The sequence below is a fragment of the Kitasatospora sp. NPDC088783 genome (assembly GCF_044750705.1).
Taxonomy (GTDB): Bacteria; Actinomycetota; Actinomycetes; order Streptomycetales; family Streptomycetaceae; genus Kitasatospora; species Kitasatospora fiedleri.
On the sequence record NZ_JBIVKJ010000007.1, the window covers coordinates 281930 to 305502 of the forward strand.

Annotated in this window: 20 protein-coding genes and 1 riboswitch; of the genes, 6 read left to right on the forward strand and 14 right to left on the reverse strand. The window is 76.7% G+C overall.

What is annotated here, in order from left to right; translation table 11 throughout:
* Positions 1–13 precede the first annotated feature (13 nt).
* Positions 14–1033: a MerR family transcriptional regulator gene (locus ACIP60_RS21545; RefSeq protein ID WP_400686763.1), complete on the reverse strand. Its 1020-nt coding sequence runs from the start codon at positions 1031–1033 to the stop codon at positions 14–16.
* 121 nt (positions 1034–1154) lie between these two features.
* Here ACIP60_RS21545 and ACIP60_RS21550 point away from each other — a divergent pair, with 121 nt between their 5' ends.
* On the forward strand, positions 1155–2747 hold the full coding sequence (locus tag ACIP60_RS21550; protein WP_400686765.1) for a dolichyl-phosphate-mannose--protein mannosyltransferase: 1593 nt from the start codon (positions 1155–1157) through the stop codon (positions 2745–2747).
* A 69-nt stretch (positions 2748–2816) separates the two neighbouring features.
* On the opposite strand, the gene ACIP60_RS21555 is transcribed toward ACIP60_RS21550, so the two are convergent.
* Positions 2817–4265, reverse strand: coding sequence for a hypothetical protein (locus ACIP60_RS21555; RefSeq protein ID WP_400686767.1), 1449 nt, complete (start codon positions 4263–4265; stop codon positions 2817–2819).
* 373 nt (positions 4266–4638) lie between these two features.
* On the opposite strand from ACIP60_RS21555, the gene ACIP60_RS21560 reads away from it, so the two are divergent.
* Complete coding sequence (locus tag ACIP60_RS21560) at positions 4639–4956, forward strand: antibiotic biosynthesis monooxygenase (protein WP_111553581.1); 318 nt, start codon at positions 4639–4641, stop codon at positions 4954–4956.
* Between the two features lie 51 nt (positions 4957–5007).
* On the opposite strand, the gene ACIP60_RS21565 is transcribed toward ACIP60_RS21560, so the two are convergent.
* The 6 genes from ACIP60_RS21565 to ACIP60_RS21590 form a co-directional block, all read right to left on the reverse strand.
* Positions 5008–5847 carry an ECF transporter S component gene (locus ACIP60_RS21565; protein WP_400686770.1) on the reverse strand — a complete coding sequence of 280 codons (840 nt, stop codon included), beginning with the start codon at positions 5845–5847 and terminating at the stop codon, positions 5008–5010.
* Positions 5844–7460, reverse strand: a complete 1617-nt coding sequence (locus ACIP60_RS21570) for an ABC transporter ATP-binding protein (RefSeq protein ID WP_400686772.1) — start codon at positions 7458–7460, stop codon at positions 5844–5846. Before ACIP60_RS21570 ends, ACIP60_RS21565 begins: the two co-directional genes overlap by 4 nt.
* Before the next feature lie 178 nt (positions 7461–7638).
* On the reverse strand, positions 7639–8790 hold the full coding sequence (locus tag ACIP60_RS21575; RefSeq protein WP_400686774.1) for an energy-coupling factor transporter transmembrane component T: 1152 nt from the start codon (positions 8788–8790) through the stop codon (positions 7639–7641).
* A gap of 2 nt (positions 8791–8792) precedes the next feature.
* The gene (locus ACIP60_RS21580) at positions 8793–9464 is read right to left on the reverse strand and encodes an SCO2322 family protein (protein WP_400686776.1); all 672 of its coding nucleotides are present in this window, start codon (positions 9462–9464) and stop codon (positions 8793–8795) included.
* Positions 9461–11023, reverse strand: a complete 1563-nt coding sequence (locus tag ACIP60_RS21585; RefSeq protein WP_400686778.1) for a prenyltransferase/squalene oxidase repeat-containing protein — start codon at positions 11021–11023, stop codon at positions 9461–9463. Before ACIP60_RS21585 ends, ACIP60_RS21580 begins: the two co-directional genes overlap by 4 nt.
* Before the next feature lie 96 nt (positions 11024–11119).
* A riboswitch (cobalamin riboswitch) is annotated at positions 11120–11200 on the reverse strand.
* A 66-nt stretch (positions 11201–11266) separates the two neighbouring features.
* The gene (locus tag ACIP60_RS21590) at positions 11267–11941 is read right to left on the reverse strand and encodes a TetR family transcriptional regulator (RefSeq protein ID WP_400686780.1); all 675 of its coding nucleotides are present in this window, start codon (positions 11939–11941) and stop codon (positions 11267–11269) included.
* A 220-nt stretch (positions 11942–12161) separates the two neighbouring features.
* Here ACIP60_RS21590 and ACIP60_RS21595 point away from each other — a divergent pair, with 220 nt between their 5' ends.
* From ACIP60_RS21595 to ACIP60_RS21605, 3 genes are read left to right on the forward strand one after another with little or no spacing between them, the layout of a single operon-like run.
* Complete coding sequence (locus ACIP60_RS21595; RefSeq protein WP_400686782.1) at positions 12162–13481, forward strand: glycosyltransferase family 4 protein; 1320 nt, start codon at positions 12162–12164, stop codon at positions 13479–13481.
* A 60-nt stretch (positions 13482–13541) separates the two neighbouring features.
* On the forward strand, positions 13542–14282 hold the full coding sequence (locus tag ACIP60_RS21600) for a class I SAM-dependent methyltransferase (RefSeq protein ID WP_400686784.1): 741 nt from the start codon (positions 13542–13544) through the stop codon (positions 14280–14282).
* Positions 14279–15358 carry a prenyltransferase gene (locus tag ACIP60_RS21605; protein WP_400686786.1) on the forward strand — a complete coding sequence of 360 codons (1080 nt, stop codon included), beginning with the start codon at positions 14279–14281 and terminating at the stop codon, positions 15356–15358. The genes ACIP60_RS21600 and ACIP60_RS21605 overlap by 4 nt, the downstream gene beginning before the upstream one ends.
* A gap of 436 nt (positions 15359–15794) precedes the next feature.
* Here ACIP60_RS21605 and ACIP60_RS21610 read toward each other — a convergent pair whose 3' ends face one another.
* From ACIP60_RS21610 to ACIP60_RS21630, 5 genes are all read right to left on the reverse strand, one after another.
* Positions 15795–16772: a hypothetical protein gene (locus ACIP60_RS21610; RefSeq protein WP_400686788.1), complete on the reverse strand. Its 978-nt coding sequence runs from the start codon at positions 16770–16772 to the stop codon at positions 15795–15797.
* A gap of 204 nt (positions 16773–16976) precedes the next feature.
* Positions 16977–17903: an N-acetylmuramoyl-L-alanine amidase gene (locus ACIP60_RS21615; protein ID WP_400687026.1), complete on the reverse strand. Its 927-nt coding sequence runs from the start codon at positions 17901–17903 to the stop codon at positions 16977–16979.
* Positions 17904–18042: 139 nt separating this feature from the next.
* Entirely contained in the window at positions 18043–19434 is a 1392-nt protein-coding gene (locus ACIP60_RS21620) for a hypothetical protein (protein WP_400686790.1), read from the reverse strand.
* A gap of 324 nt (positions 19435–19758) precedes the next feature.
* Positions 19759–20418 carry a class I SAM-dependent methyltransferase gene (locus ACIP60_RS21625; RefSeq protein ID WP_400686792.1) on the reverse strand — a complete coding sequence of 220 codons (660 nt, stop codon included), beginning with the start codon at positions 20416–20418 and terminating at the stop codon, positions 19759–19761.
* Positions 20419–20488: 70 nt separating this feature from the next.
* The gene (locus ACIP60_RS21630; RefSeq protein WP_400686794.1) at positions 20489–21877 is read right to left on the reverse strand and encodes a M48 family metalloprotease; all 1389 of its coding nucleotides are present in this window, start codon (positions 21875–21877) and stop codon (positions 20489–20491) included.
* A gap of 155 nt (positions 21878–22032) precedes the next feature.
* Here ACIP60_RS21630 and ACIP60_RS21635 point away from each other — a divergent pair, with 155 nt between their 5' ends.
* Entirely contained in the window at positions 22033–23112 is a 1080-nt protein-coding gene (locus ACIP60_RS21635; protein ID WP_400686796.1) for an alcohol dehydrogenase catalytic domain-containing protein, read from the forward strand.
* A 117-nt stretch (positions 23113–23229) separates the two neighbouring features.
* Here ACIP60_RS21635 and ACIP60_RS21640 read toward each other — a convergent pair whose 3' ends face one another.
* Positions 23230–23382, reverse strand: coding sequence for a hypothetical protein (locus tag ACIP60_RS21640; protein WP_400686798.1), 153 nt, complete (start codon positions 23380–23382; stop codon positions 23230–23232).
* Positions 23383–23573: the final 191 nt, after the last annotated feature.

Sequence of the window (23573 nt, forward strand, 5' to 3'; positions counted from 1 at the left end):
CCGGACGTTCCGCTCAGCGGGCGACCGGCATCAGCAGGGAGAAGGTGTCGGCGCGGGCCGGGAAGCGGATGGCGAGCGGGGCGATCGGGCCGCCCAGCTCCAGGACCAGCTGCTCGGCGCTGCCCGCGGCCTCCAGCAGGAAGTCGCGGTTGACGTGGACCAGCAGGTCGGCGGGGGAGCCCTCGCCCGGGAGGGCGTCGGCGGCGGTGGCGGTCAGGGCGGCCACCGGGGCGCCGGTGTCCTCGGCGGTGGACCCGGGCAGGGCCCGCAGCTGGGCGGCGGTCAGGGTGACGCGGTGGGTGGGCTCCAGGCGCAGCAGGCGGCGGTAGTCCGGGAAGTCCGCCCCGCCTCGCTCGCCGGAGAGCGAACGGCCCGCCGCGCGGACGGTGAACTGCCCGCCGTCGAAGGTCAGTTCGGCCTCCTCGGCGTCGGCCAGCAGGGCCCGGGCCGCGTCCGCGAGGGCGGTCGGCAGCAGGGCGGAGGCCGGCGGGCCGTCCAGCGCGGCCGGGCAGTCGGCGACCGCCAGCCGGTAGCGGTCGGTGGCGACCAGGTGCAGGACGCCGTCCTCGGCGTCCAGGAAGATCCCGGCGACGGCGGGCAGCGCGGCGTCGGCCGGGGCGGCGAAGCGCACCGCGTCCAGGGCGGCGGCCAGGGCGGGGGCGGGAACGGTCAGGCGGGTCTGCGGCACGGGGAACTCCCGGGAGTCGAGGAGGGCGCGGACGGTGGAGAGCTCCCGGCGGGCGTCGGTCAGACCGTCCTCCAGGCGGCGCAGGTGCGCGTCCAGCTCGGCCCGGGCCTCGGCCGGGGAGCCGGTCAGCACCCGGATGATCCCGGCCAGCGGCAGCCCGACCCGGCGCAGCCGGGCCAGCAGCCGGGCGTCCGGCAGCTGCTCGTCCGCGTACCAGCGGTACCCGGTGCGCGGGTCCACGGCGGCCGGGACGAAGACGCCCGCGCGGTCGTAGAACCGCAGGGTGCCGGGACTGAGGCCGCTGGCCCTGGCCAGCTCGCCGATGCTGCGCATGGTGCTCTCCACGGGACCGACCCTCGCCCCTCGACCTGGTAGAGGGTCAACCGTAACCGCGCGGGGGGCAGGGTGGAGAATGCTGCGAGCACCCCTGGGCAGCACCCGCGGACGTCCGCGGCCGCAGGCTAGGATGCGGACATTGCGGACAAGTCGTCAACTGCGGTCGAACGGGGAGGGCATGGCGCTGGCGGTGATGGAGCGGCGGCAGCAGGAGGCGGTGCACGCCGCGCCGACGGAGCAGGCGAAGGACAGGTACCGGTGGTGGGGCCCGCTGGCGGTGGCCGTGTTCGCCGGGGTGCTGCGGCTGTGGAACCTGAAGTCCCCGCACGCCTTCGTCTTCGACGAGACGTACTACCCCAAGGACGCCTGGTCGCTGTGGCACGACGGCTACGAGTCGGTCTGGCCGGACAACGCCAACCAGCAGATCCTCGGCGACCCGCAGATCGTCCCGCTCGGCCGGGCCGGCACCTTCATCGCGCACCCGCCGCTCGGCAAGTGGGTCATCGGCCTGGGCGAGTACGTCTGGGGCCTGAACCCCTTCGGCTGGCGGATCGCGGTCGCCCTGCTCGGCACGCTCAGCGTGCTGATGGTCGCCCGGATCGGCCGCCGGCTGTTCCGCTCCACCCTGATCGGCTGCGTCGCCGGACTGCTGCTGTCCGTCGACGGCCTCCAGTTCGTGCTCAGCCGGGTCGGCCTGCTCGACGGCGTCTCCGCGTTCTTCGTGCTCGCCGCGTTCGGCGCCCTGCTGATCGACCGCGACCGCACCCGTGACCTGCTGCGCGCCGCCCGCGCCGAGGGCGGCCTGGCCGCCGACGAGGTCCGGTTCGGCCTGCGCCCCTGGCGGCTCGCCGCCGGACTGCTGCTCGGCGCGGCCTGCTCCGTCAAGTGGACCGGCGCGCCCGTCCTCGCCGTCTTCACCCTGCTCGTCCTGCTCTGGGACCAGGCCGGCCGCCGCGCCGCCGGCGCCCACCGCCCCTGGCGCTCGATGCTCCGCCGCGACCTGTGGCCCGCCGCGCTCTCCCTGCCGGTCAGCGCCCTGGCGGTATACGTGCTGTCCTGGACCGGCTGGTTCGCCACCGGCGGCGGCTACGACCGGCACTGGGCCGACGGCCGGGCCGGGAGCTGGGTGCCCGGCCCGCTGCGCAGCCTGTGGCACTACCACGCGCAGATCTGGGACTTCAACACCCACCTGACCTCCCCGCACACCTACCAGTCCAACCCGTGGAGCTGGCTGGTCCAGGGCCGCCCGGTGTCCATGTACTGGGAGCAGCTGAAGCCCGGCGAGCGCGGCTGCACCGCCCTCGACGGCTGCGCCAGCCAGATCCTCGCGCTCGGCACCCCGTTCCTGTGGTGGACGGCCTGCTTCGCGCTGGCCTACGCGCTCTACCGCTGGTTCTTCCGGCGGGACTGGCGCTCCGGCGCGATCCTGGCGGCCGTCGCCGCCGTCTACCTGCCCTGGTTCCAGTACCAGCAGCGCACCGTCTTCTCGTTCTACATGGTGGTGCTGGTGCCCTTCCTGTGCCTGGCCGTCGCGCAGATGCTCGGCGCGATGCTCGGACCGGAGGGCAGTACGCCGATCCGCCGCCGGTGGGGCGCGGCCGGGGCCGGGCTGATCGTGGCGGCGGTCTTCGGGTGCTTCGCGTTCTTCTACCCGCTGTACACCGGGGAGCTGATTCCGATGTCCGAGTGGCACACCCGGATGTGGTTCGAGAGCTGGGTCTGACGGCCCGCCCGGGACGGGACGAGTAGGGCCAGGCGGGCCGGGACGAGCGGGGCCGGGCCCGGCCGGTCGTCAGCAGTCGGGGGTCTTCGCCGCGGCCTGGAGGGCGACCTGGGTCGGGGCGTCGTACACGCCGGGCTGGAAGTTCTTGAGCTTCTTCGCCCTCTGCTGGCTGCTCTGGAAGTCCGTCAGGACGAACTGGGTCCAGTTCCCGAAGCCGGGTCGGCCGTCGGGGGTCTGGTCGACGTAGAGGTTGCCGATCAGGTTGCAGCGCGCCGTCATCAGCAGGCGCTGCATCTGCGTCACCTCCGGGCCGCTGTCGCCGATCTTCAGCGCCCGGGTCGCGGCGGACGAGGACGGCTGGGCGGAGGAGCGCGAGGCCGACGTGCTGGGGGAGGGGCTGGGGGCGGCCGCCGGCGGGGCCGGATCGCTGGTGGCCGGGGCGTCGGCGGCCGGGGCGCTGCTGGTCGCCGTCTGGCTCGGGCGGGCCTTGGTGCGGGTCGGCGAAGGGCTCCCCGCGGACGGCTCCGGGGACGCGGTCTCGCTCGGCGCCGGAGCCGGGGCGGGATCGGCCGAGGAGACCGTTGCCGGGGCCGTCGGCGCGGGCAGCGCGTTGTCGACCGTGGACGGCGACGAGGACAGCAGCATCGCCAGGCTCACGGCCAGCGCGGTCACCCCGACCGCGCCGCCCGCGATCACCAGCCGGCGGCGGTCGGCGCTCTGCCGGCGCCGCTCCCGGTGGTCGGCCCGGCTGACCGGGCCGTCCGCGCCGTCCTCGCGGAAGGTGAACATGCCCAGGTCGGCACCGGCCGCGGCGGACCACGGCTCGTCGCCGTTCGGGCCGCCCGGACCGCCGACCGGGGTCAGCCGGGTGGTCTCGTCCGGCCCGGCGCCCCGGCCCGGCGCGGGCCGCTGCGGGGGCGCCTTGACCGGGCCCAGGGTGAGCGGCATGGTCTGCTCGGCCGCGGGCACCTGGCCCGGACCGGCGGCCGCTCCCGGCGGCGGGATCGGCACGAAGCGGCCCGGCGCGCCGGACGCCCGGGGCGGCTGCTGCGCCGGGACGGGCGGCAGCACCTGGGTCGCGTCGGCGTCCGGCCGGGGCTGCTGCGGCGGCTGGACGGGGACGGGCGCGGGCTGCGGCGGACCGAACGGGCTGGCGGCCTGCGGGACGTGCGGGGGACGGTTCGGGGGCGGCGGCGGGCCGGAACCCGGCGGCGGGCCGGTGATCGGCTGCACGGCGGGCGGCTGCGCCGCGCTGGGCGGCACCGCGACCGGGGGGCCGGAGGGCGGCGGGGCCGCGGTGATCGGCTGCACCGGGGGCGGCACGGGCCGGGTGGCGAACGGGTCGCCCGCCGGGTCGCCGGGTTCCACCACGGCCGCTCCGGCCACGTACGGCCGCACCAGCGGCGGGCCCTCCAGGTGCGGGAGGACCGCGGTCTCCTCGGCCGGGGAGACGGCGTTGCACGCGCAACTGCCGGCCGTGCGTGCGGTACCGCAGCGGGGGCAGCGCTCTGCCGGCATGGGCCGGTCCTCCTCGGGTCGGAATCGAACGGGGTGATTATGCAGGAGCATTCCACGGGACGACAGGGAGGTCCGGGCCCGGGTCGGCTTCCCGCCCGGATTGCCGGGTTTTGGGTGGATCGTCAGCGACTGTCGGGAGCCGCCCGGGGCGCGACCCCGGCCGTCCGCTCCGGCGCGGGCCCCGGCCGCCTGCCCCTCGGGCTCCCCCGTCACCCTCGCCGGCTGCGCCTCCTGCGCCCCCGCCCTCCTCCGCCGTGCCCGCCGTCGAACGCGGGCGGGTGCGCGGGTACGGGTGCCGGATGGACGAGACTGCTCGTACGTGATCGAGGTCCGGCCGTCGTTCGGGTCGGACGGGCAACTTGAGGGGTGTCCTGTGGGTAGCGTCGTGAAGATCAATGTGCTGACCGTTCCCGCCGAGCAGCGGGAGGTGCTGGAGCGGCGGTTCGCCTCGCGGGCCGGGGCGGTGGAGGGGTCGGACGGGTTCGAGTGGTTCGAGCTGCTGCGGCCGGTGGAGGGGACGGACCAGTACCTGGTGTACACGCGGTGGCGGGACGAGGAGTCGTTCCGGGCGTGGATGGAGGGGCCGATGAAGGAGGCGCACCAGGGCGGGGGCGAGCGGCCGCGGCCGGCGGCGAGCGGGTCGCAGGTGTGGTCGTTCGAGGTCGTGCAGCAGGCGGGGCCCGAGGCGTAGCGGTGGGAGGGGCGGTGGGGGCGGTCCGGGGGAGACCGGCCCCGCCTTCCCTCAGCGGAAGGCGGCGCGGCGGGTGGCGCGGCGGAGGGTGCGCAGCAGGGGGCCGCCGACGGTGAGGCAGAGGACGGCGGTGAGGGCGGCGCGGGGGAGGTCCCAGCCCAGGGAGGTGGTGAGGCAGTAGAGGGCGAAGCGGGTGAGGTTGGCGGCGAGCGGGTCGCCGGGGACGAAGGAGATCGAGGTGCCCAGGCCGCCGATGTAGGGCCAGCCCTGGAGGTTCATGACGGTGCCGTAGCCGATCGCGGAGAGGGTGCCGTAGGCGGCGAGCAGCAGGAGTTCGGGGCGTCCGCGCAGGCGGGCGGCGCCCGGGAGGAGCCCGGCGCCGAGGCAGACCCAGCCCATGGCGAGCATCTGGAACGGCAGCCAGGGGCCGACGCCGCCGGTGAGCAGGGCGGAGGCGAACATGGTGAGGGCGCCCAGCACGAAGCCGAAGCCGGGGCCGAGGGCCCGGCCGGAGAGCACCATCAGGAAGAACATCGGCTCCAGCCCGGCGGTGCCCGCGCCGAGCGGCCGCAGCGCGGCACCGGCCGCGGCCAGCACGCCCAGCATGGCGACGGCCTTGGCGTCCAGGCCGGGCGCGCCGGTGGCGTCGCGGCCCTCGGAGAGCTGGGCGACCAGCACGGCCAGCAGCAGCGGCATCAGCAGCGCGAACAGCCAGGGCGCGTCGGCGGAGTGGCCGACCAGGTCGGACTCGCGGGAGGCGAGCAGCGGCCAGCCGAAGGCGGCCGCGCCGATCGCGGAGACCAGGGAGAGGAAGAGCACCGAGCGCCGCCCGAGCGGGACGGGACGCGAGAGCAGGGGGCCGGGGGCGGTGCGGCTGGCGGGTGGCTTCATCGCGGCGGTTCCGGGGCCAGGGCGGCGGCGACGTCGGGGACGGTGAGGTGGGGCGGGAGGATCTTCGCGGTCTGCGGGGCGAAGGTGGGGGAGGCGAGCACGACGTCGGGGGTGGGGCCGTCGGCGACGATCTCGCCCTCGGCCAGGACGGCGGTGCGGTGGGCGAGTTCGGCGGCGAGTTCGACGTCGTGGGTGGCGAGCAGGACGGCGTGGCCCCGGTCGGCGAGGGAGCGCAGGACGGTGACCAGGCGGGCCTTGGCGGCGTAGTCGAGGCCGCGGGTGGGTTCGTCGAGCAGGACGACCGGGGGGCGGGCGGTCAGCACGACGGCGAGGGCGAGCGTGAGGCGCTGGCCCTCGGAGAGGTCGCGGGGGTGGCGGTCGTCGGCGACGCCGGGCAGCAGGGTGGCCAGCAGGGCGCGGCAGGTGCCGGGTTCGGCGCCGGCGTCCTGGTCGGCGGCGGCGCACTCCTCGGCGACGGTCTCGGCGTACAGCAGGTCGCGCGGGTCCTGCGGGACGAGTCCGACGGAGCGGATCAGGTCCTCGGGGCGGGTCCGGTGCGGGGTGCGGCCGTCGACCCGGACGGTGCCGGAGGCGGGGGCGTGCAGGCCGACCAGGGTGCCGAGCAGGGTGGACTTGCCGGCGCCGTTGCGTCCCATCAGGGCGGTGATCTGCCCTGCGGCGAGGGTGAGTTCGACGCCGCGCAGGGCCGGGACGGCGCCCCGGGAGACCACCAGGCGGCTGACGGTGGCGACCGGTTCGACGGGTGCGGCCGGTTCGGCGGGCGGCTGCGGCGCGGGGGCGGCGAGCCGTTCGCGCAGGGCGGTCGCCCGGCGGCGGGCGTCGCGGACGGTGAGCGGCAGCGACGTCCAGCCGGCCAGCAGCCCGAGTTCGACCACCGGCGGCCGGACCGGGGAGCGGGCCATCAGTGCGGCCGGGTCGCCGAGCACCGGCGGCTCGCCGGGGCCGGGCAGCAGCAGGACCTGGTCGGCGTACTGGACGACCCGCTCCAGCCGGTGCTCGGAGAGCAGCACGGTGGTGCCCAGGTCGTGCACCAGGCGCTGGAGGACGGCCAGCACCTCCTCGGCGGCGCCCGGGTCGAGCGCGGAGGTCGGTTCGTCCAGCACCAGCACCTTCGGGTGGACGGTCAGCACCGAGCCGATCGCGACCCGCTGGCGCTGCCCGCCGGAGAGCGAGGACAGCGCGCGCCCGCGCAGGTCGGCCAGGCCCAGCAGGTCGAGCGTCTCCTCGACCCGGCGGCGCATCACGGCGGGGGCCAGGCCCGTCGACTCCATGCCGTAGGCGAGTTCCTCCTCGACGGTGTCGGTGACGAAGTGCGCCGACGGGTCCTGCCCGACGCTGCCGACCACGTCGGCGAGGTCGCGCGGGCGGTGCGTCCGGGTGTCCCGCCCGGCCACCGTGACCCGGCCGGTCAGGGTGCCGCCCGTGAAGTGCGGCACCAGCCCGGAGACGGTGCCCAGCAGGGTCGACTTGCCGGACCCGGACGGCCCGACCAGTAGGCACAACTCGCCCTCGGGGACGGTCAGTTCGACGCCGCTCAGGGCCGGTGCGGTGGCGTCGGCGTACTGCACGCCGACCTGCTCGAAAGTGATCACCGGGTGCTCCGGGGCGGCTCGGGGGAGACGGGGACGGGCGACGGGGACGGCGGTCGCGCGGCGACGTCCGGGCGGCGGCCGGACGATGCCGGAGCCGGTGCGGCGGCGCGCGGGCCGGCGGACCGGCGGCCGGTGTGCCGCGCACCGCCGGGACGCGTGCCGGTCCGGCCGGAGGCGGTCACCGGGTGCTCCGGGGCGGCTCGGGGGTGACGAAGGCGGGCAGCAGGCCGACCAGCGCGGCCAGCGCGGGCAGCAGCGGCAGGGCGGGCGCGGCCGGCGGCACGACGCTCGGGGACAGCGCCAGCGGCCAGCGGCCCGCGTACCAGATCAGCACGGCCGCGACCAGCGCCCCCGAGGCGGCCGTCAGCCACTCCGGGAGCGCCCACGGGTCGGGCCGGTAGCGGGTCCGGACCGAGCGCCGGCCGCCCAGCGCGAGGCCGCCGCCGGCCGCGGCGGCGCCCGCCAGCAGCACCGGCAGCGCCCACGGGTGACGGCCCGCGGCGAGCAGCCCGTACGTCGCCGAGCACACCGCCAGCAGCCCCGCGAGGGTCAGCGCCCCGGCGGCGCGCACCAGCCGCCGCGGGACGTCGGCCGTCCGGCCGAAGCCGCGGGTGTCCATCGCCGCCGCCAGCGTCACCGAACGCTCCAACGCGCCCTCCAGCACCGGCAGTCCGACCGAGAGCACCGCCCGCACCCCCCGGTCGGAGCGCCCGCGCAGCCGGCGCGCCGCGCGCAGCCGCCGGACGTCCGCGACCAGGTTCGGCGCGAAGGTCATCGCCACCACCGCCGCCACCCCCGCCTCGTACAGCGCGCCCGGCAGCGAGCGCAGCAGCCGCGACGGCGAGGCCAGCGCGTTCGCCGCGCCCACGCAGGCCAGCAGGACCGCCAGCCGCAGCCCCTCGTACAGCGCGAACAGCATCCCCTCCAGCGTCACCGCACCGCCCAGCCGGACGCCCTGCGCCCAGGCGGGCAACGGGAGTCGCGGCAGCGTGAAGAGCACGTGGGTGCCGCCGACCGGGGAGCCCAGCAGCACCGCGAACACCACCCGGGCGGCCAGCACCAGCAGGCCCAGGCGCAGGAACGCCGCGTACGAGCGCGACCAGGGCGCATCGCCCCGGCGGGCCGCCACCACGTAGCCCGCCACCGCCAGGAGCAGCAGCAGGAGCAGCGGGTTGGTGGTCCGGCTGGCCGCCGCCGCCAGGCCCAGCGACCACAGCCACCACGCGCCCGGGTGCAGCTGCCGGGGCAGCGCCCGGCTGTGCGCGGCGGCCGGACGGCCGCCCCCCGCGACGGGGTCGGCGGCCGGGCGGCGCAGACGGTGGACGGACATGCTCAGCGGGTGCGGCGGCGACGGGCCTGCCAGACCGCCCCGGCGCCCAGCAGCACCACCGCGCCGGCGCCGGCGACCAGGCCCAGCGCCGGACCGCCGTCCCCGCCGTCCGAACCGCCGCCGCCGGTACCGGAGTCCGCGCCCGCCGCGACCGGCTCGCCGCAGCCCGCGCGCGGGTAGTCCGCGATCGCGCACAGCAGCGCGCCGGAGTCGTAGCGCAGCGGCGCGGCGACCGCGGCCAGCACCTCGGCGGAGTTCGCCGCCGTCGGCACCGAGGCGCACGAGGAGCGGGCGGCGGGCGGCTGTTCGCCGCCGGGGGCGTCCTGCGCGGTGCCGAAGTCCAGCACCACGGCGACCCGCTTGTGGCCGCCGCTGGGCGCGGTGTCCCGGCAGATCGCCGCGAAGTCGGGGGCCGGGCCGGGCCGGGGCGTGTCCTGGCCGCCGTCCGGGCTCAGCACGAACCGCCAGCCGTCCACCGCCCCGTCCGCCGGCACGTTCCCGGCCGGTCCGACCTGCTGGTACGCCCAGCCGTCGGCACCGCCCTTCCAGAACGACCAGTAGCGGTAGTCGGCGGCGGCGGAGGACCCGGCGGCCGGGCCGAGCAGCGCCGCGCCCGCGGCGAGGAGGGTGAGGAGGAGGACGGCGAAGCGGACGCGGGGGGCCCGGCCGGTCATCGGTCCCGCTCCGGGCGGTCCTGCTCCGGGTGCTCCTCGGTGGCCGCGTCCTCGGCGGCCGTGTCCTTAGAGCCCGTGTCCTCGGAGCTCGTGTTCTCGGCGGTGGGGCCCTCGGCGGCAGCGTCCTCGGCGGTCGGGGCGGGCTTGTGGCGGCGCCGGTTGAGGCTGAGCAGGAGGCCCGCGCCGACGCCGACCAGCAGGCCGACGCCGATCAGCCAGCCGGCCGAGAAGCCGCTGTTCTCGTCGGGCTCGGTGATCGCGGAGCCGGGCGCGCGGGTGGCCTGCGGGTCGCCGGCCGCGGGGGCGGACTTCGGCTTGGGGCCGGAGTCGGCCAGCAGCTGGACCAGGTTGGCGCCGCCGAAGTTGTACGGGTCGAGCTTGGCGGCGCGGGCGGTCAGCACCAGGGTGGCGGTGGCCGCCGGGTCGATGCCGTTCTTGCCCTGGGCGGCCCACGGGTAGGCGTTGCCGGCCAGCCAGTCGGCGGCGTCGGCGGCCTCGGCGGGGTGGCCGGCGGCGACCAGGCCGAGCACCGTCCAGGCGGTGGAGTTGTAGTCGGGGGTGGCGGTGTCCGCGCCGGGCGTCGTGGCCGTCAGGTGCCCGCCGCCGGCGGCGAGCCGGCCGGTCAGCCAGGCGGCGTCGGCCTCGGCGGAGTCGGCGTGCGCGACCGGGCCGGCGGCCTGGCCGCCGTCGCAGGCCAGGGCCTTGGGCGGGCCGTCCCGGCGGTCGGTGGCGGTGACCGGGAGGTGGCCGCCCGCGGCGGCCAGCAGCGACTGCGCGGAGGCGATGGTGTCGGCGGCGGCCGGGACGCCCGCGGCGGGCTGGTACAGGAACGCGCCGCGCTGGTCGGCGGCGTCCGCGCAGCCGAGCTGGAAGGAGGCCAGGCCGTCCCAGCCGGAGCGGCCGCCGACGGCGACCCCGGCCGGGTCGAGGCCGGCCGCGAGCAGGCCGTTCAGCACCACGGCGGTGGAGTTGGCGTCGCCGGGCGAGCCCGGGTTGTACGCCCAGCTGCCGTCCGGGTTCTGGTGCGCGCGCAGCCAGTCGGTGGCGCGGGCGACGGGCTGCTGGTGGCCGCCGAGCGCGGTGAGCGCCTGGACGGCCAGCGAGGTGGCGTTGGTGTCCTCGGTGGCGGGGGTGCACGGGGTGCCGCCGGCCCGGTACGAGGGCCAGCCGCCGTCCTCGCACTGCTGGTCGAGCAGCCAGCGCACGGCGGCGTCGGCGGGTTCGACCTTCTCCTGCTGGAGCGCGATCAGCGCCAGCGACTGCCGCCACACCCCGTCGTACTGCGGGTCGCCCTTGCCGTACAGCCCGGCGGGCACGCCCGAGGACGCGGACGGCGAGCCGGACGCGGAGCCGGTACCGGACGCGGAGCCGGAGCCCGACGCGGAGCCCGAGGCGGCCGGGGCTGCGGCGTCCGACGCGGCGGAGGACGGCGCGACGGCGTCCGACGTGGCGGAGGACGGCGCGGGCGAGGCGGTGTCGGCGAGCGCGGGCGCGGCGGCGGTGCCGGCGAGCAGGGCGCCGGTCAGCGCGGCGGCGCCCAGGCGGGCAGCGGTCAGCATGGGGGTGAAGCCTTTCTGAGCGGTCGCAGCGGGCCGGGTGGTACCCCGGTTCCCGCCCGTAGACCCACGACGGAGGAGGGCCGCTCGCCTCCGGCCGGGCAGTCCGACTGCGCCGCGCCCCGGTGGCGGGGGCGGCTCACGGTTGCGGGTCAGTACCGGAATCGCACCGGCTTCCCCCGGCCTCGGAGGCGGATGATGAAGTTGTCGGGCGGTCCGGTCGGGCCGGGCCGCGCCTCCACGACTCTAGCCGCCGGTCGGCGCCGCCCCGGCGGCAGGTGGTGGAACGGGTTGCAGTTCCGCCGGGGCGGGCGGGGCGTCGGGGCCCGGCCCGGCGGGGGTCAGCAGCCGGGCGGCCGTGTGCAGGTCGGCCCGCACCTCGGCCAGCGAGGCCCGCCCGGACAGCCACACCAGCAGGGTGGCGTGCCAGGTGTGGCCGACCACCCGCAGCGCCGCCTGCTGCTCGGCGGTGGGCGGTCCGGGCAGCCGGGCGGCCGCCAGCACGATCGCGGTGGTCACCTGGGCGACCTCGTCCACCTCGCTGCCCACCGAGCGGTCCGCGAAGGACAGCGCCCGCACCATGGCCTCGGCCAGCCGGGGTTCGCGCTGCAGCGCCCGGAAGGCGGCGGTGAGCGCCTCGGCGACCCGGGAGGCCGGGTCCGGACCGGTCGGCGGGTGGCGGCGCACCTGCTCGCGCAGGAGTTCCAGCTGCTCGCGCATCACCGCGACCAGCAGGTGCACCTTGGACGGGAAGTACCGGTAGAGGGTGCCGAGCGCGACCTGCGCGCCCTCCGCGACCTCGCGCATCTGCACCGCCTCGTAGCCGCCCCGGGCGGCCAGCGCGGTGGCCGCCCGCAGGATGCCCCGGCGCCGCTCGGCCTGGCGCGGCGTCAGCGGCCCGTCGGCGGCGGTGGCGGTCACGTGGACTCCAGGAACGGCGGTCGTGGGGAGCGGTCGCGGCGTGGTGCGAATCACCCGCCGGGGCTCCTGACGACAAGCTACGGGCCGGTAATCTTCGAGGTCCCTCGTTGTTCACTTTCTCCAACGACGAGCCCGCACCGCTGTGAAACGTGATCTACTTTACCGGTCGGCGGCCTTCTCCGTCGCCGGTCCCGGTGAGTAGCGAAGAAGGGGACTGGGGATGACCGCTGTGTCGCCGCCGCCGCTGCGGATCGCCCTGCTGTCGTACCGCGGCGACCCGTTCTGCGGCGGCCAGGGCGTGTACGTGCGCCACCTGTCGCGGGAACTGGCCCGGCTCGGCCACCACGTCGACGTGATCGGCGCCCAGCCCTACCCGGTGCTCGACCGGGTCGAGGGCCCCGGCACCGTCCGGCTGGTCGAACTGCCCAGCCTCGACCTGTACCGCGCCGACGACCCGTTCCGCACCCCCGCGGTCGGCGAGTTCCGCGGCCCGGTCGACCTGCTGGAGTACGCGGTGATGCGCACCGGCGGCTTCCCCGAGCCGCTGACCTTCTCGCTGCGCGCCCGCGCCTTCCTGGCCCGGCACCGGGGCCGCTACGACGTGGTGCACGACAACCAGACCCTCGGCTACGGCCTGCTCGGCCTGGCCCGGCACGGCTTCCCGCTGGTCACCACGGTGCACCACCCGGTCACCGTGGACCGGCGGCTGGAGATCGACGCGGCCCGCACCCGGCTGGAGCGGCTCGGCAAGCGCCGCTGGTACGCCTTCACCCGGATGCAGCGCCGGGTCGCCGCCCGGCTGGCGCACGTCATCACCGTCTCGGAGAGCTCGAAGGCCGAGATCGCCGAACAGCTCGGCACCGACCCGGACGCCCTCGCCGTCGTCCCGATCGGCGCCGACACCCGGCTCTGGTCGCCGTCCGCCGAGGTCGCCCGGGTGCCCGGCCGGATCGTCGCCACCTCCAGCGCCGACGTCCCGCTCAAGGGCCTGGTGCACCTGGTCGAGGCGCTCGCCAAGGTCCGCACCGAGCGGGACGCCCACCTGGTGGTGGTCGGCAAGCCGCAGAAGGAGGCCGGGCCGGTCACCGCGGCGGTGCGCCGGTTCGGGCTGGAGGGGCACATCGAGTTCCGCACCGGCCTGAGCGACGCCGACCTGGTCGACCTGTACCGCTCCGCCGAGGCCGCCTGCGTCCCCTCGCTCTACGAGGGCTTCTCGCTGCCCGCCGCCGAGGCGATGGCCACCGCCACCCCGCTGGTCGCCACCACCGGCGGCGCCATCCCCGAGGTGGCCGGCCCCGACGGCGAGACCTGCCTGGCGGTGCCGCCCGGCGACGCGGGCGCGCTGGCCACCGCACTCGGCCGGCTGCTGGACGACCCCGCCCTGCGCGAACGGCTCGGCGCCGCCGGGCGCGAGCGGGTGCTGACCCGGTTCACCTGGGGCCGGGCCGCCGAACTCACCGTCGAGCGCTACCGGGCCGCGATCGCCACCGGCGCCGGCGCCGCCGCCCGCTCCGGCCCCGGCTGGCGCTACGTCGGCTGACGCGCCGTCAATCTCCTGGTACCACTGGTACCACCCCCCTTCGTGAATGGGAGCCCCGCAGTGCTGACCGTCGACTTCTCCCGCTTCCCGCTCGCCCCAGGCGACCGGGTGCTCGACCTGGGCTGCGGCGGTGGCCGGCACGCGTTCGAGTGCTACCGGCGCGGCGCCAACGTGGTCGCCCTGGACCGGAACGCCGAGGAGATCGCCGAGGTCCGCAAGTGGTTCGTCGCCATGGAGCAGGCCGGCGAGGCCCCGGCCGGGGCCAGCGCCACCGCCATGGAGGGCGACGCGCTGAACCTGCCGTTCGACGACGACACCTTCGACAAGATCATCATCTCCGAGGTGATGGAGCACATCCCCGACGACAAGGGCGTCCTCGCCGAGATGGTCCGGGTCCTCAAGCCCGGCGGCCTGCTCGCCGTCACCGTGCCCCGCTACCTGCCGGAGAAGATCTGCTGGGCGCTGTCCGACGAGTACCACGAGGTCGAGGGCGGCCACATCCGGATCTACAAGGGCGACGAACTGGTCGGGAAGGTCCGCGAGGCCGGCCTCACCCCGTACGGCAGCCACCACGCGCACGCCCTGCACGCCCCGTACTGGTGGATCAAGTGCGCGGTCGGCGTCGACAACGACAAGGCCCTGCCGGTGCGCGCCTACCACCGGCTGCTGGTCTGGGACATCGTCGGCACCCCCGTCATCTCCACCCTCACCAAGGCCGCCGAGAAGGCGCTCAACCCGGTGCTCGGCAAGTCCTTCGTCGTCTACGCCAGCAAGCCCCGCGAGGCCGGGGCCGACGCGTGACCGCCGCCGTCCCCGCCGCCCTGCTGCTGGACGGCGTGCTGGACGCCGCGCAGGCCGCCGACACCGTCCGCTCGATCCTCGCGCACCAGCAGCCCGACGGCGCCCTCCCCTGGTTCCACGGCGGCCACCTCGACCCCTGGGACCACACCGAGGCCGCGATGGCCCTCGACACCGCCGGCGAACACACCGCCGCCGAAGCCGCCTACCGGTGGCTCGCCGAGCGGCAGAACCCCGACGGCTCCTGGTACGCCGCCTACGCCTACGGACAGCCCGGCGTCCCCGACGGCACCGCCACCGACCTCGCCCGCGAGACCAACTTCTGCGCGTACGTCGCCGTCGGCGCCTGGCACCACCACCTGTCCACCGGCGACGACCGCTTCCTGGAACGGATCTGGCCCACCGTCAGCCGCGCCCTCGACCACACCGTCCGGCTCAGCCTCCCCGGCGGCGCCATCGCCTGGCGCCAGGACGAGGACGGCACCGCCGCGACCGAGGCGCTGCTCACCGGCTCCTGCTCCATCCTGCACGCCCTGCGCTGCGGACTCGCCGTCGCCGACCACCTCGACCGGCCGCAGCCCGACTGGGAACTGGCCGCCGGACAGCTCCGGCACGCGATCGCCCGGCACCCCGAGCGGTTCCTCGACAAGAACCGCTACTCGATGGACTGGTACTACCCCGTCCTCGGCACCGCCCTGCGCGGCGAGGACGCCACCCGCCGGCTCGCCGCCGACTGGGACCGCTTCGTCGTCCCCGGCCTCGGCGTGCGCTGCGTCAGCGACCGGCCCTGGGTCACCGGCGGCGAGAGCGCCGAACTCGCGCTCGCGCTGTGGGCCGCCGGGCAGTCCGACCAGGCCGTCGACATCCTCCGCTGGATCCAGCACCTGCGGCACGAGGACGGCTCCTACTGGACCGGCTACGTCTACGAGGACCGCGCGATCTGGCCCGAGGAACGCACCACCTGGACCGCCGGCGCCCTGCTGCTCGCCGTCGCCGCCCTCGGCGGGGACGACGCGACGGTCAGCGTCTTCGGCGGCGAGCGCCTGCCGGCGGGGCTGGCGGTCAACGACTGCTGCTAGGCGTTCCGGCGTCGGGCCGTCCGGCGGGTGCGCGTGCTGCGGGGGTCCGCCCGGGGAGGGGGTTCTCTCCTGGGGCGGACTTTCGGCGTTGGTGTCTTCCGCTGCGCGCGGTTCCTCGCGCCCCTGGTGGGTGGGGGAGGGGGGCCGTCCGGCGGGGGTCTGTTCGACGGGTGCGCGTGCTGCGGGGGGTCCGTCCGGGGAGGGGATTCTCTTGCGGGGGCGGATCTTTGGCGTTGGTGCCTTCCGCTGCGCGCAGTTCCTCGCGCCCCTGGTGTGTTTCTCGCGCGCTCGGTGTGTTCTCCGCGCGCTCGGTGTTCCCCGCGTCCTCGGTGTGTTCCCCGTGCCCTGGTGTGGGGGCGGGGGTCATGACGAAGGTCCGCCCGGGGAGGGGGTTCCCTCCTGGGGCGGACCTTCGGCGGTGGGGGGTGCTTCGTGGTCAGCCGCGCTGGATGCCGCTGGTGTCGTTCAGGACGCCGTGGGTGCCGTCCGGCAGCTGGGCGACCAGGGCGGCGCCGCGCTGGTCGACGGCCAGGTACCAGGTGCCGGGGACGAGTTCGCCGACCGGCGGGGCGGCCGGGTTGTCCTTGTTGCCGAGCTGGCGCACCGCCGGGACGGCGAACCAGAACGGGGCGAACGGGGCGGCGGCCTGCGCCGGGACGTGGTCCTGCACGGCCGGCTGCACCGCGGTGGGCAGCGGGGCGACGGCCTGCGCGGCGGCCGACGGGGCCGGGGCCTGCTGCTGGGCGGCCTGCGGGTAGCCGTAGCCGCCCGGGGCCGACTGCTGCTGGCCTTGGCCGAACGGCGGCTGCTGCTGCTGGCCGGCGCCGCCCTGCTCGGGCTGCGGCTGACCGGGGAACGGCTGCTGCTGCTGGGCGCCCGGGTACCCGTAGGCGCCGGGAGCGCCCTGCTGCTGGGCGCCGTAGGGCGGGAACTGCTGCTGCTGGGCGGCGCCCGGCGCGGCCGGGCCGGCCAGCGGGGCCTGCAGGGCGGGCAGCGCCGGGGCGGCGATCACGGCGCCGGCCATCACGAGCAGCGCGATCAGGGCGAGCCAGGAGCCCGCGCCGTTCTTCAGCCCGTCCGGGCCGCCGATCAGGGACCACAGGATGCCCCACAGGGCGATCACGATCGCCGCGGTGCCCCACTGGTCGAGGCGCAGCCCGATGATCTCCTTGTTGCCCAGCGTCGCCTTCTGGAAGCGGAAGAGCAGGATCAGCACGGCACCGATGATGCCGAGCAGGAAGACCGACTGGAGCGCGGGGAAGAAGGACGCGTCCCAGGCGTTGAACTGGCTCTTCTCGCAGTAGATACCGCCGTCGCAGTCGACGCCTCGGTACTTCAGGAAGGACGAGATCAGGAGCAATACGGCCGCACCGGCGACGGCGGCGTCTCCCCTGGTGAGAGCGCGCAGATTCACTGACGTTCCCCTCATTGGTGTAGTCGTGGTCGGCGGCGGTTGACCGGGCCCCCGTGGTACCGGGACGGTACGACGGGGCAAAAGCCTAGAGCCAACGCGACGCCGCGTGCACAGCGCCCTCCGGATCCGCACCGAATCGGTACGGAACGGGGGCGCCGGAAAACGGGTTGGCGCGGGGGTCGGGCGGGGGGTGCACGCGGTGGCTCACCCGGTGAGATAGCTGGTCAGGGCGTCGGCGAGGGCCTGCGCGGCGAGCTGGCGCCACTGCGGGTCGGTCATCCGTCCGGCGTCGCCGGAGTTGCGCATGTTGCCGCACTCGATGAAGACCTTCGGTACCTTCGACAGGTTGAGTCCACCGAGGTCGGTGCGGGTGTCCAGGCCCTGCTTGCCGAGGTAGTTCGAGTATGGCTCGCCGGTGCCCGCCCGGAAGGCGTCGCGCAGCAGCACGCCCAGTCGGTGCGAGGGCTCGACGATCGGGGAGGTGTCGGCCGCCCCGTCGACCACCCGGCCGGGCAGGATCACGTGGAAGCCGGTGCCGGAGGCCGGCGCGCCGTCCGCGTGCACCGAGACCGCCGCGTCCGCCTTCGCCTCGTTGCCGATCCCGGCGCGTTCGTCGACGCACGGGCCCCAGGGGCGCTCGCCGTCCTGGGTGAGCACCACCTTCGCGCCCCGGTCCTGCAGGATCTGCCGGGCCCGGTGCACCACGTCCAGGGTGAACTCCGCCTCCGGGTACCCGGCGTCGGTCTCGGTGCCGGTGGTGTCGCACTCCTTGCGGCTGTTGCCGATGTCCACCTTGCGGTTGATCTCGGTGGGGTGCTTGGCGTTGCCCGGGTTGTGCCCCGGGTCGAGCAGCACGGTCCGGCCGGTCAGCGGCCGGTCCGGGCCGCTCGCGGAGGCCGCCGGGGACGGGGAGGGGGCCGGGGACGGGTCCGCCGGGGCCGCCTGGTCCGCCGCCGCGGGCCGCTCGGACGCGCCGCCGTCCCCGTCGGTCGGTCCGGCGGCGGCCCGGTCGTTCGCCGCGCCGCCCGCCCGGCCGTCCGGCGAGTGCGCGGCGGCGGCGGACGCGGAGACGTCCCGGGAGCTGTTGGCCACGGCCTGCCAGCCCAGCCAGCCGATCAGGCAGACCGGCAGCACCACGGCCGCCGCCTTCGCGGCCGGCCGCCAGCGGGCGGCGCGGCCCGCCGGTGCGGAGCCCGCGCCGTACGGGTCGTACGGCTCCTGCTCGCCGGGGTCGTCGTGGTGCGGGGTGGTACGGCCAGTCACGTGTTCCTCAGATCCTGTCCCCGGTACGGGTGGTCAGCCCGTACGCCTGGGCGATCGGTTTCCACTTCGCGGCGAAGTCCTGCTTGGCCTGGGTGGCTTTCGGGTTGAGGTCGTTGGCGCGGGCCAGGTCCGCCGTGCTGGGCACCTGGTTGTTGGCGCAGCCCTTGTCGGAGACGGTGCGGGCCCAGGCCGCGTACGCCCGGTCGATGTCCGCCGAGGTCTGCCAGGCGGTCTTCAGCGAGGCCACCGCCGCGTCGCCCCCCGGCAGGCCGTCGGTCTTCAGGGCGGCCAGCTTGGCCAGCAGCGCGTCGCGCTGCTCGGCACCCGTGTCGAACACCTTCGCGGCGCTGTCGACCTCCGCCTTCGCCGGGCAGCTGCGCACCTTCGCCACCGCGTTGCCGATCGGGGCCTTCGCCTCCTCGCCCTCGCTCAGCAGCGCGTCCAGCGCCTGCGCCTGGGCCTGCGCCTGCGGGCCCGCCGACGGCGAACCGGAGGCGGACGCCGACGCCGACGCGGACGCCTCGGCGGACGCGGAGGGCGAGCCGCCCTGGCCGCCGCCCGTTCCCGTGCCGCCCGGACTCGGCTGCACGACGGGCGAATTGCTGTCCGCCGCGGACGGGCTCCCGGACGAGTCGCTGTTCTGCACCGCCCACACCACGGCCGCGCCGATCAGCAGCACCAGCATCGCGGCCGCGCCGACCAGCAGCGGGGTGCGGCGGCGGCGCGGGTCCTCCTCGTAGTCGAACTCCGGCTGCTGGTAGCCGCCGTAGCCGCCCGGGCCGGTGCCGAACTGCTGCGGGGGCTGGCCGCCGAAGGGCTGGTTCCCGCCGTAGGACGGGCCGCCGGTGGGCGGGGTGAAGCCGGGCCGACCGTCGAAGCCCGGCTGCGGCGGGAACGGCGGTGGCTGTTGCGGGGGCAGCTGCTGGGTGGGCTGGTCGCCGAAGCCCTGGTCGCCGAAGCCCTGGCCACCGAAGCTCTGGCCGCCGCCGTAGGACGGGCCGTCGGCGGGGGGCGGGGTGAAGCCGGGCCGGCCGTCGAAGCCCGGCTGCGGCGGGAACGGCGGCTGCTGTTGCTGTTGCGGGGGCTGCGCCGGGCCGGGCGGGAACGGCTGCGGCCGTTGCGGTGTGGCCGCGGGCGTCCGGGCCTGCGGGAACGACGGCTGCGACTGCTGAGACGGCTGCTGCTGGGCCGGAGGCTGCTGCGGCTGCTGGGCGGCGGGCGGGGGGACGGGCGCGGCCGGGGCGACCGGGCCGTCCGGGATCGGCGGCAGCGGGATCGCGGTGGTGGGCGGGCCCGCCGCGGCCGGGGCGTCCGCCACCGGGCGGCGGACCCAGCCGCCCGCGCCGTTGTTCGCGGTCGGGTCCCAGACCGCCCTCGCGGTACCGCCCTGTTCCGTCATGCCCTGCCCTCGCCCCCAACTGAACCGGTCCGGCACCGGTGGCCGGTGCCGTGCTCCGAAACGGGCCGCTCCCCGAACGGGCCGTCCGTCGTCTGCCGCCGACACCGTACCGGCCGCCGGTGCGACTGGTCACGGCGGATCGGCAACGCGTCGCGGTGGGGACGACGCGGCAGCGGCGGCGATCGTTCCCGCCCCGGGCCGGGAATCCCGGGCCGGAACCGGGCCGGAACCGAGCCGCAATCGAGCCGCGACGGTGCCGGAACCGAGCCGGAACCGAGCCGGAACCGAGCCGCGACGGGGCCGGGCCCGCCCGGCGGGGCGGTCTCAGCCGGCCGTCGCGGCCGGGCGGCGCAGCACCCGCAGCGAACCCGTCACCGACAGCTCCTCGAAGCCCTCCGCGAGCGCCCGCAGGTACACCCGGTAGGGGGCCTGGCCGCCGTCCGCCGGGTCGGGGAACACGTCGTGCACCACCAGCAGGCCGTCCGCGGCGAGGTGCGGCACCCAGCCCTCGTAGTCGCCGGTGGCGTGCTCGTCGGTGTGGCCGCCGTCCACGAACACCAGGCCCAGCGGACCCCGCCAGACCGCCGCGACCTGCGGCGACCGGCCGACCAGGGCGATCACGTGCTGTTCCAGCCCGGCCGCGTGCAGGGTGCGGCGGAAGCGCGGCAGGGTGTCCATCAGGCCGACCTCCGGGTCGACCAGCGACGGGTCGTGGTACTCCCAGCCCGGCTGCTGCTCCTCCGAGCCGCGGTGGTGGTCGACGGTCAGCGCGACCGTCCCGGCCCGGCGGGCGGCGTCCGCCAGCAGGACCGCCGAACGCCCGCAGTACGTGCCGATCTCCAGCAGCGGCAGCCCGGTGCGCCCGGCCGCGTCGAGCGCCGCCGCGTACAGCGCCAGCCCCTCGTCCTCCGGCATGAAGCCGGTGGCGGCCCGGAACGCTGCCAGGACCTGCGCGGACGGGACGGCGGGGGTCGGGTCGGTCATCGGGGGCTCCTGCCGGACGGGGGTGGCTGACCAGGACCCTACTGGATGGTAGGGACCGTCCCGGCGACGGTCAGAGCAGCTCGGCGGCGACCCGGGCCCGGCTCGGGGCCAGCTCGGCCTCGATCGCGGCGGCCCGCCCGGCGTCCAGCACCAGCGTCGGCCGGTCGACCGCCGGGGCGGCCGTGGCCAGCATCCGCAGCCGCAGGTAGGTCGGCGGGTGCGAGGAGTCGGTCGCCGTCACCTCCCGCTCGGACAGCCGTACCCGGCGCTCCACCTCGGTGGCCGGGACCGACCGCGCCGCCTCCGCCAGCGCCGTCCACAGGTCGGCCACCGGGGCGGCCGACCGCCCGGCCCGGCCACCGGCCCGACCGCCCGCCCGGGGCAGGGCGCGCTGCCGGACCAGCACCGTCTCCAGCGTCTGCGCGTTGAACAGCGCCGTGAGCACGCCCTGCGCGTCCCGGGCCGAGGCGAGCCGCGCCCCCATCAGATCGGCCCGGTACTCCGCGGCCTGCCCGCTGCGCAGGTGCAGCCGGTGCATCAGCCCGGCCAGTGCCCGGACCCCCAGGTTGACCGCGCCCAGCAGCAGCTTGGCGGCGGCCGAGGCGACCGCCGTCAGCGGGTGGGAGTTCACCTCGTGGTCGCGCGACGGAACGGTGAGCCGGTACCACTCGACCAGCGCGTTGAGGGCGGAACCCGTCCACAGCCCGCGCCGGGTGTCCCCGTTGACGCCGTGCCCGATCTCGTGCCCGAGCATCGCGACCCGCTCCTGCCGCTCCAGCACCGTCCACAGCGGCAGGCCGATCCGCAACTGCCGGTGCCGGCGCAGGCCGTACGTGCCGAAGGCGGCGTTGAACTCGTCGGTCACCGCGATCGAGTCCACCCGCGGCGCGCCCAGCTCCGCCGAGACCCGGTCCACCAGTTCGTACAGCACCGGCGCGTCCGCGCGCGCCAGCACCCCGGTGCGCTCCGGCCGCCCCAGCCGCGGACGCAGCAGGACCGCCACCGCCAGCGCGACCGCGCCCAGCACCCGCAGCGGCCAACTCGCCACCGGCCACCCGGCCAGCAGCGCCACCCCCGTCAGCAGCACCGCCAGCGACACCAGGTGCACCGCCCCGGCGAGCAGGAACGCGCCCACCGACGCGCCGTGCCGCAGGCCGGAGCCGCCCGCCGCGACCAGCCGGAACACCTGCTCGGCCCGCTCCCTGACGTCCTGGCGGCGGCGCTCCGTGCGGCGCGCCTCCCGGGCGGCGCGGCGCCGCGCCCGCCCCGTCCGGGCCCCGGCGGGCGGGACGGGCGGCAGCAGGTTCCACTCGCAGGCCGGGCACCAGGCGGGGAAGCGCTCGTGCACGGCCACCGGCGCCCCGCACGCGGGACACCGCTCGGTGGCGGGCGCGGGCGCGGGCGCGGGGACGGGGACGGGAGCGGGGACGGGTGCGGCGGGGGGTTCGATGACGGACACGGCGGCGGATCCTGCCACACCCGGCTGACCGGGGGGAAGTCGCTTTCCGCCCGCCCCGGACGGCGGCCGATGCGCTATACAGGGGACGGCCCGCGGCAGAACGCGTTCCACCCAAGCGCCGCCGACGCGCGGCGGCCGACCCCCGGGAGCAGCCCGTGCGCGCAGCGATCCTGCAGCAGACCGGACAGGACACCCTGGACGTCCGCGACGACGTCGAAGCGGTCGGTTTCGGCCCCGGCCGGGTCCGGGTCCGGATCCGGGCCGCCAGCCTCTGCCACTCCGACCTGTCCGCGATGGCCGGCGTCCTGCCGCAGCCCGCCCCGTTCGTGCCCGGCCACGAGGGCGCCGGGGAGGTGGTCGAGGTCGGCGAGGGCGTCAGCGGCCTCGCCCCCGGCGACCGGGTGGTGCTCTGCTGGATGCCCCCGTGCGGCCGGTGCCCCGCCTGCCGGGGCGGTCGCAGCCACCTGTGCGTCGCCTCGCTCCGGCGGCTCTCCACCCCGGGCTTCCGGATCGGCGGCGGCACCGACGCGTACGGCTTCTACAGCACCGGCGCCTTCGCCGAGGAACTGGTCGTCGCCGCCGACAGCCTGATCCCCGTCCCCGCCGACCTGCCGTACGAACTCGCCGCCCTGATCGGCTGCGGCGTCACCACCGGCCTCGGCGCGGTCGTCAACACCGCGCGGGTGGAGGCCGGTTCGACGGTCGCGGTGATCGGCGCGGGCGGCGTCGGCATCGCCGCCGTCCAGGCCGCCCGGATCAGCGGGGCCGCCCGGATCACCGTGGTCGACCCGGTCGCCTCCCGCCGCGAACGGGCCCTCGGCTTCGGCGCCACCGAGGCACTCGCCCCCGAGGAGCTCAAGGCCGCCGCCCGCGCGCTGCCCGCCGGCGGCTACGACCACGTCTTCGAGGCGGTCGGCCGCGCCGCCACCGTCCGGGCCGGGTACGACGCGGCCCGCCGCGGCGGCGCGGTCGTGGTGATCGGCGCCGGCGCCCAGGACGACAGGGTCTCGTTCAGCATGGGCGAGCTCTTCTTCAACGAGAAGCGCCTGCTGCCCTCGCTGTACGGCGGCGGTGACGTCCGCCGCACCGTCGACCTGGCCGTCACCCTCTGGCGGGCCGGACGGCTCGACCTGGCCGGCATGATCACCCATCGCCTCCCGCTGGCCCGCGTCAACGAGGCGGTCGCCCAGATGCGGGCCGGCGAGGCCCTGCGCACCGTCCTGCTGACGGACTGACCGCCCGCGCTCCCGTCCGTCCGGCCGTCGAACGGCCGACGCCCCCGGTTCCCGTCAGGACGGTGACGGGAACCGGGGGCGTCGACGGTGCGGTGTGGTCTCTCCTGCGGCCGGCCGTCAGCGGCGGTGGCGGCCGTGCGGGGCCGCCTCCGGGGCGTCGTCGCTGGCGGTGCCGCCCCGGTGCCGACCGTGCGCCCCGCCGTCGGCGGTCTGGTCGGCGCCCGGTGCGCGGTGGTCGTGCTCGGTGCTGTCGTCGAAGGACTCGGACATCAGGTCAGTCTTCTCCGTGCGGGGATCGCGGTCTGCGGTCTCGACGCTGCCGACGGAATCCGGGCAGCGGACAACCGGCCGCCCTCGGGCCCGTCCGGGGCCACGGCAACGGCCGAATCGGATAGGGAGCCTACCGAAACACCCCGCCGCCGTGCGGAGAACCTCCGACGGACCGCGAAATCGGAGCGCCC

What these genes read in the sequence shown, in the direction of transcription:
- ACIP60_RS21595 (WP_400686782.1), top strand. Translation starts at nt 12,162, where the DNA reads ATGACCGCTGTGTCGCCGCCGCCGCTGCGGATCGCCCTGCTGTCGTAC.
- ACIP60_RS21585 (WP_400686778.1), bottom strand. Translation starts at nt 11,023, where the DNA reads ATGCTGACCGCTGCCCGCCTGGGCGCCGCCGCGCTGACCGGCGCCCTG.
- ACIP60_RS21620 (WP_400686790.1), bottom strand. Translation starts at nt 19,434, where the DNA reads ATGACGGAACAGGGCGGTACCGCGAGGGCGGTCTGGGACCCGACCGCG.
- ACIP60_RS21625 (WP_400686792.1), bottom strand. Translation starts at nt 20,418, where the DNA reads ATGACCGACCCGACCCCCGCCGTCCCGTCCGCGCAGGTCCTGGCAGCG.
- ACIP60_RS21580 (WP_400686776.1), bottom strand. Translation starts at nt 9,464, where the DNA reads ATGACCGGCCGGGCCCCCCGCGTCCGCTTCGCCGTCCTCCTCCTCACC.
- ACIP60_RS21565 (WP_400686770.1), bottom strand. Translation starts at nt 5,847, where the DNA reads ATGAAGCCACCCGCCAGCCGCACCGCCCCCGGCCCCCTGCTCTCGCGT.
- ACIP60_RS21575 (WP_400686774.1), bottom strand. Translation starts at nt 8,790, where the DNA reads ATGTCCGTCCACCGTCTGCGCCGCCCGGCCGCCGACCCCGTCGCGGGG.
- ACIP60_RS21640 (WP_400686798.1), bottom strand. Translation starts at nt 23,382, where the DNA reads ATGTCCGAGTCCTTCGACGACAGCACCGAGCACGACCACCGCGCACCG.
- ACIP60_RS21550 (WP_400686765.1), top strand. Translation starts at nt 1,155, where the DNA reads ATGCGGACATTGCGGACAAGTCGTCAACTGCGGTCGAACGGGGAGGGC.
- ACIP60_RS21555 (WP_400686767.1), bottom strand. Translation starts at nt 4,265, where the DNA reads ATGCCGGCAGAGCGCTGCCCCCGCTGCGGTACCGCACGCACGGCCGGC.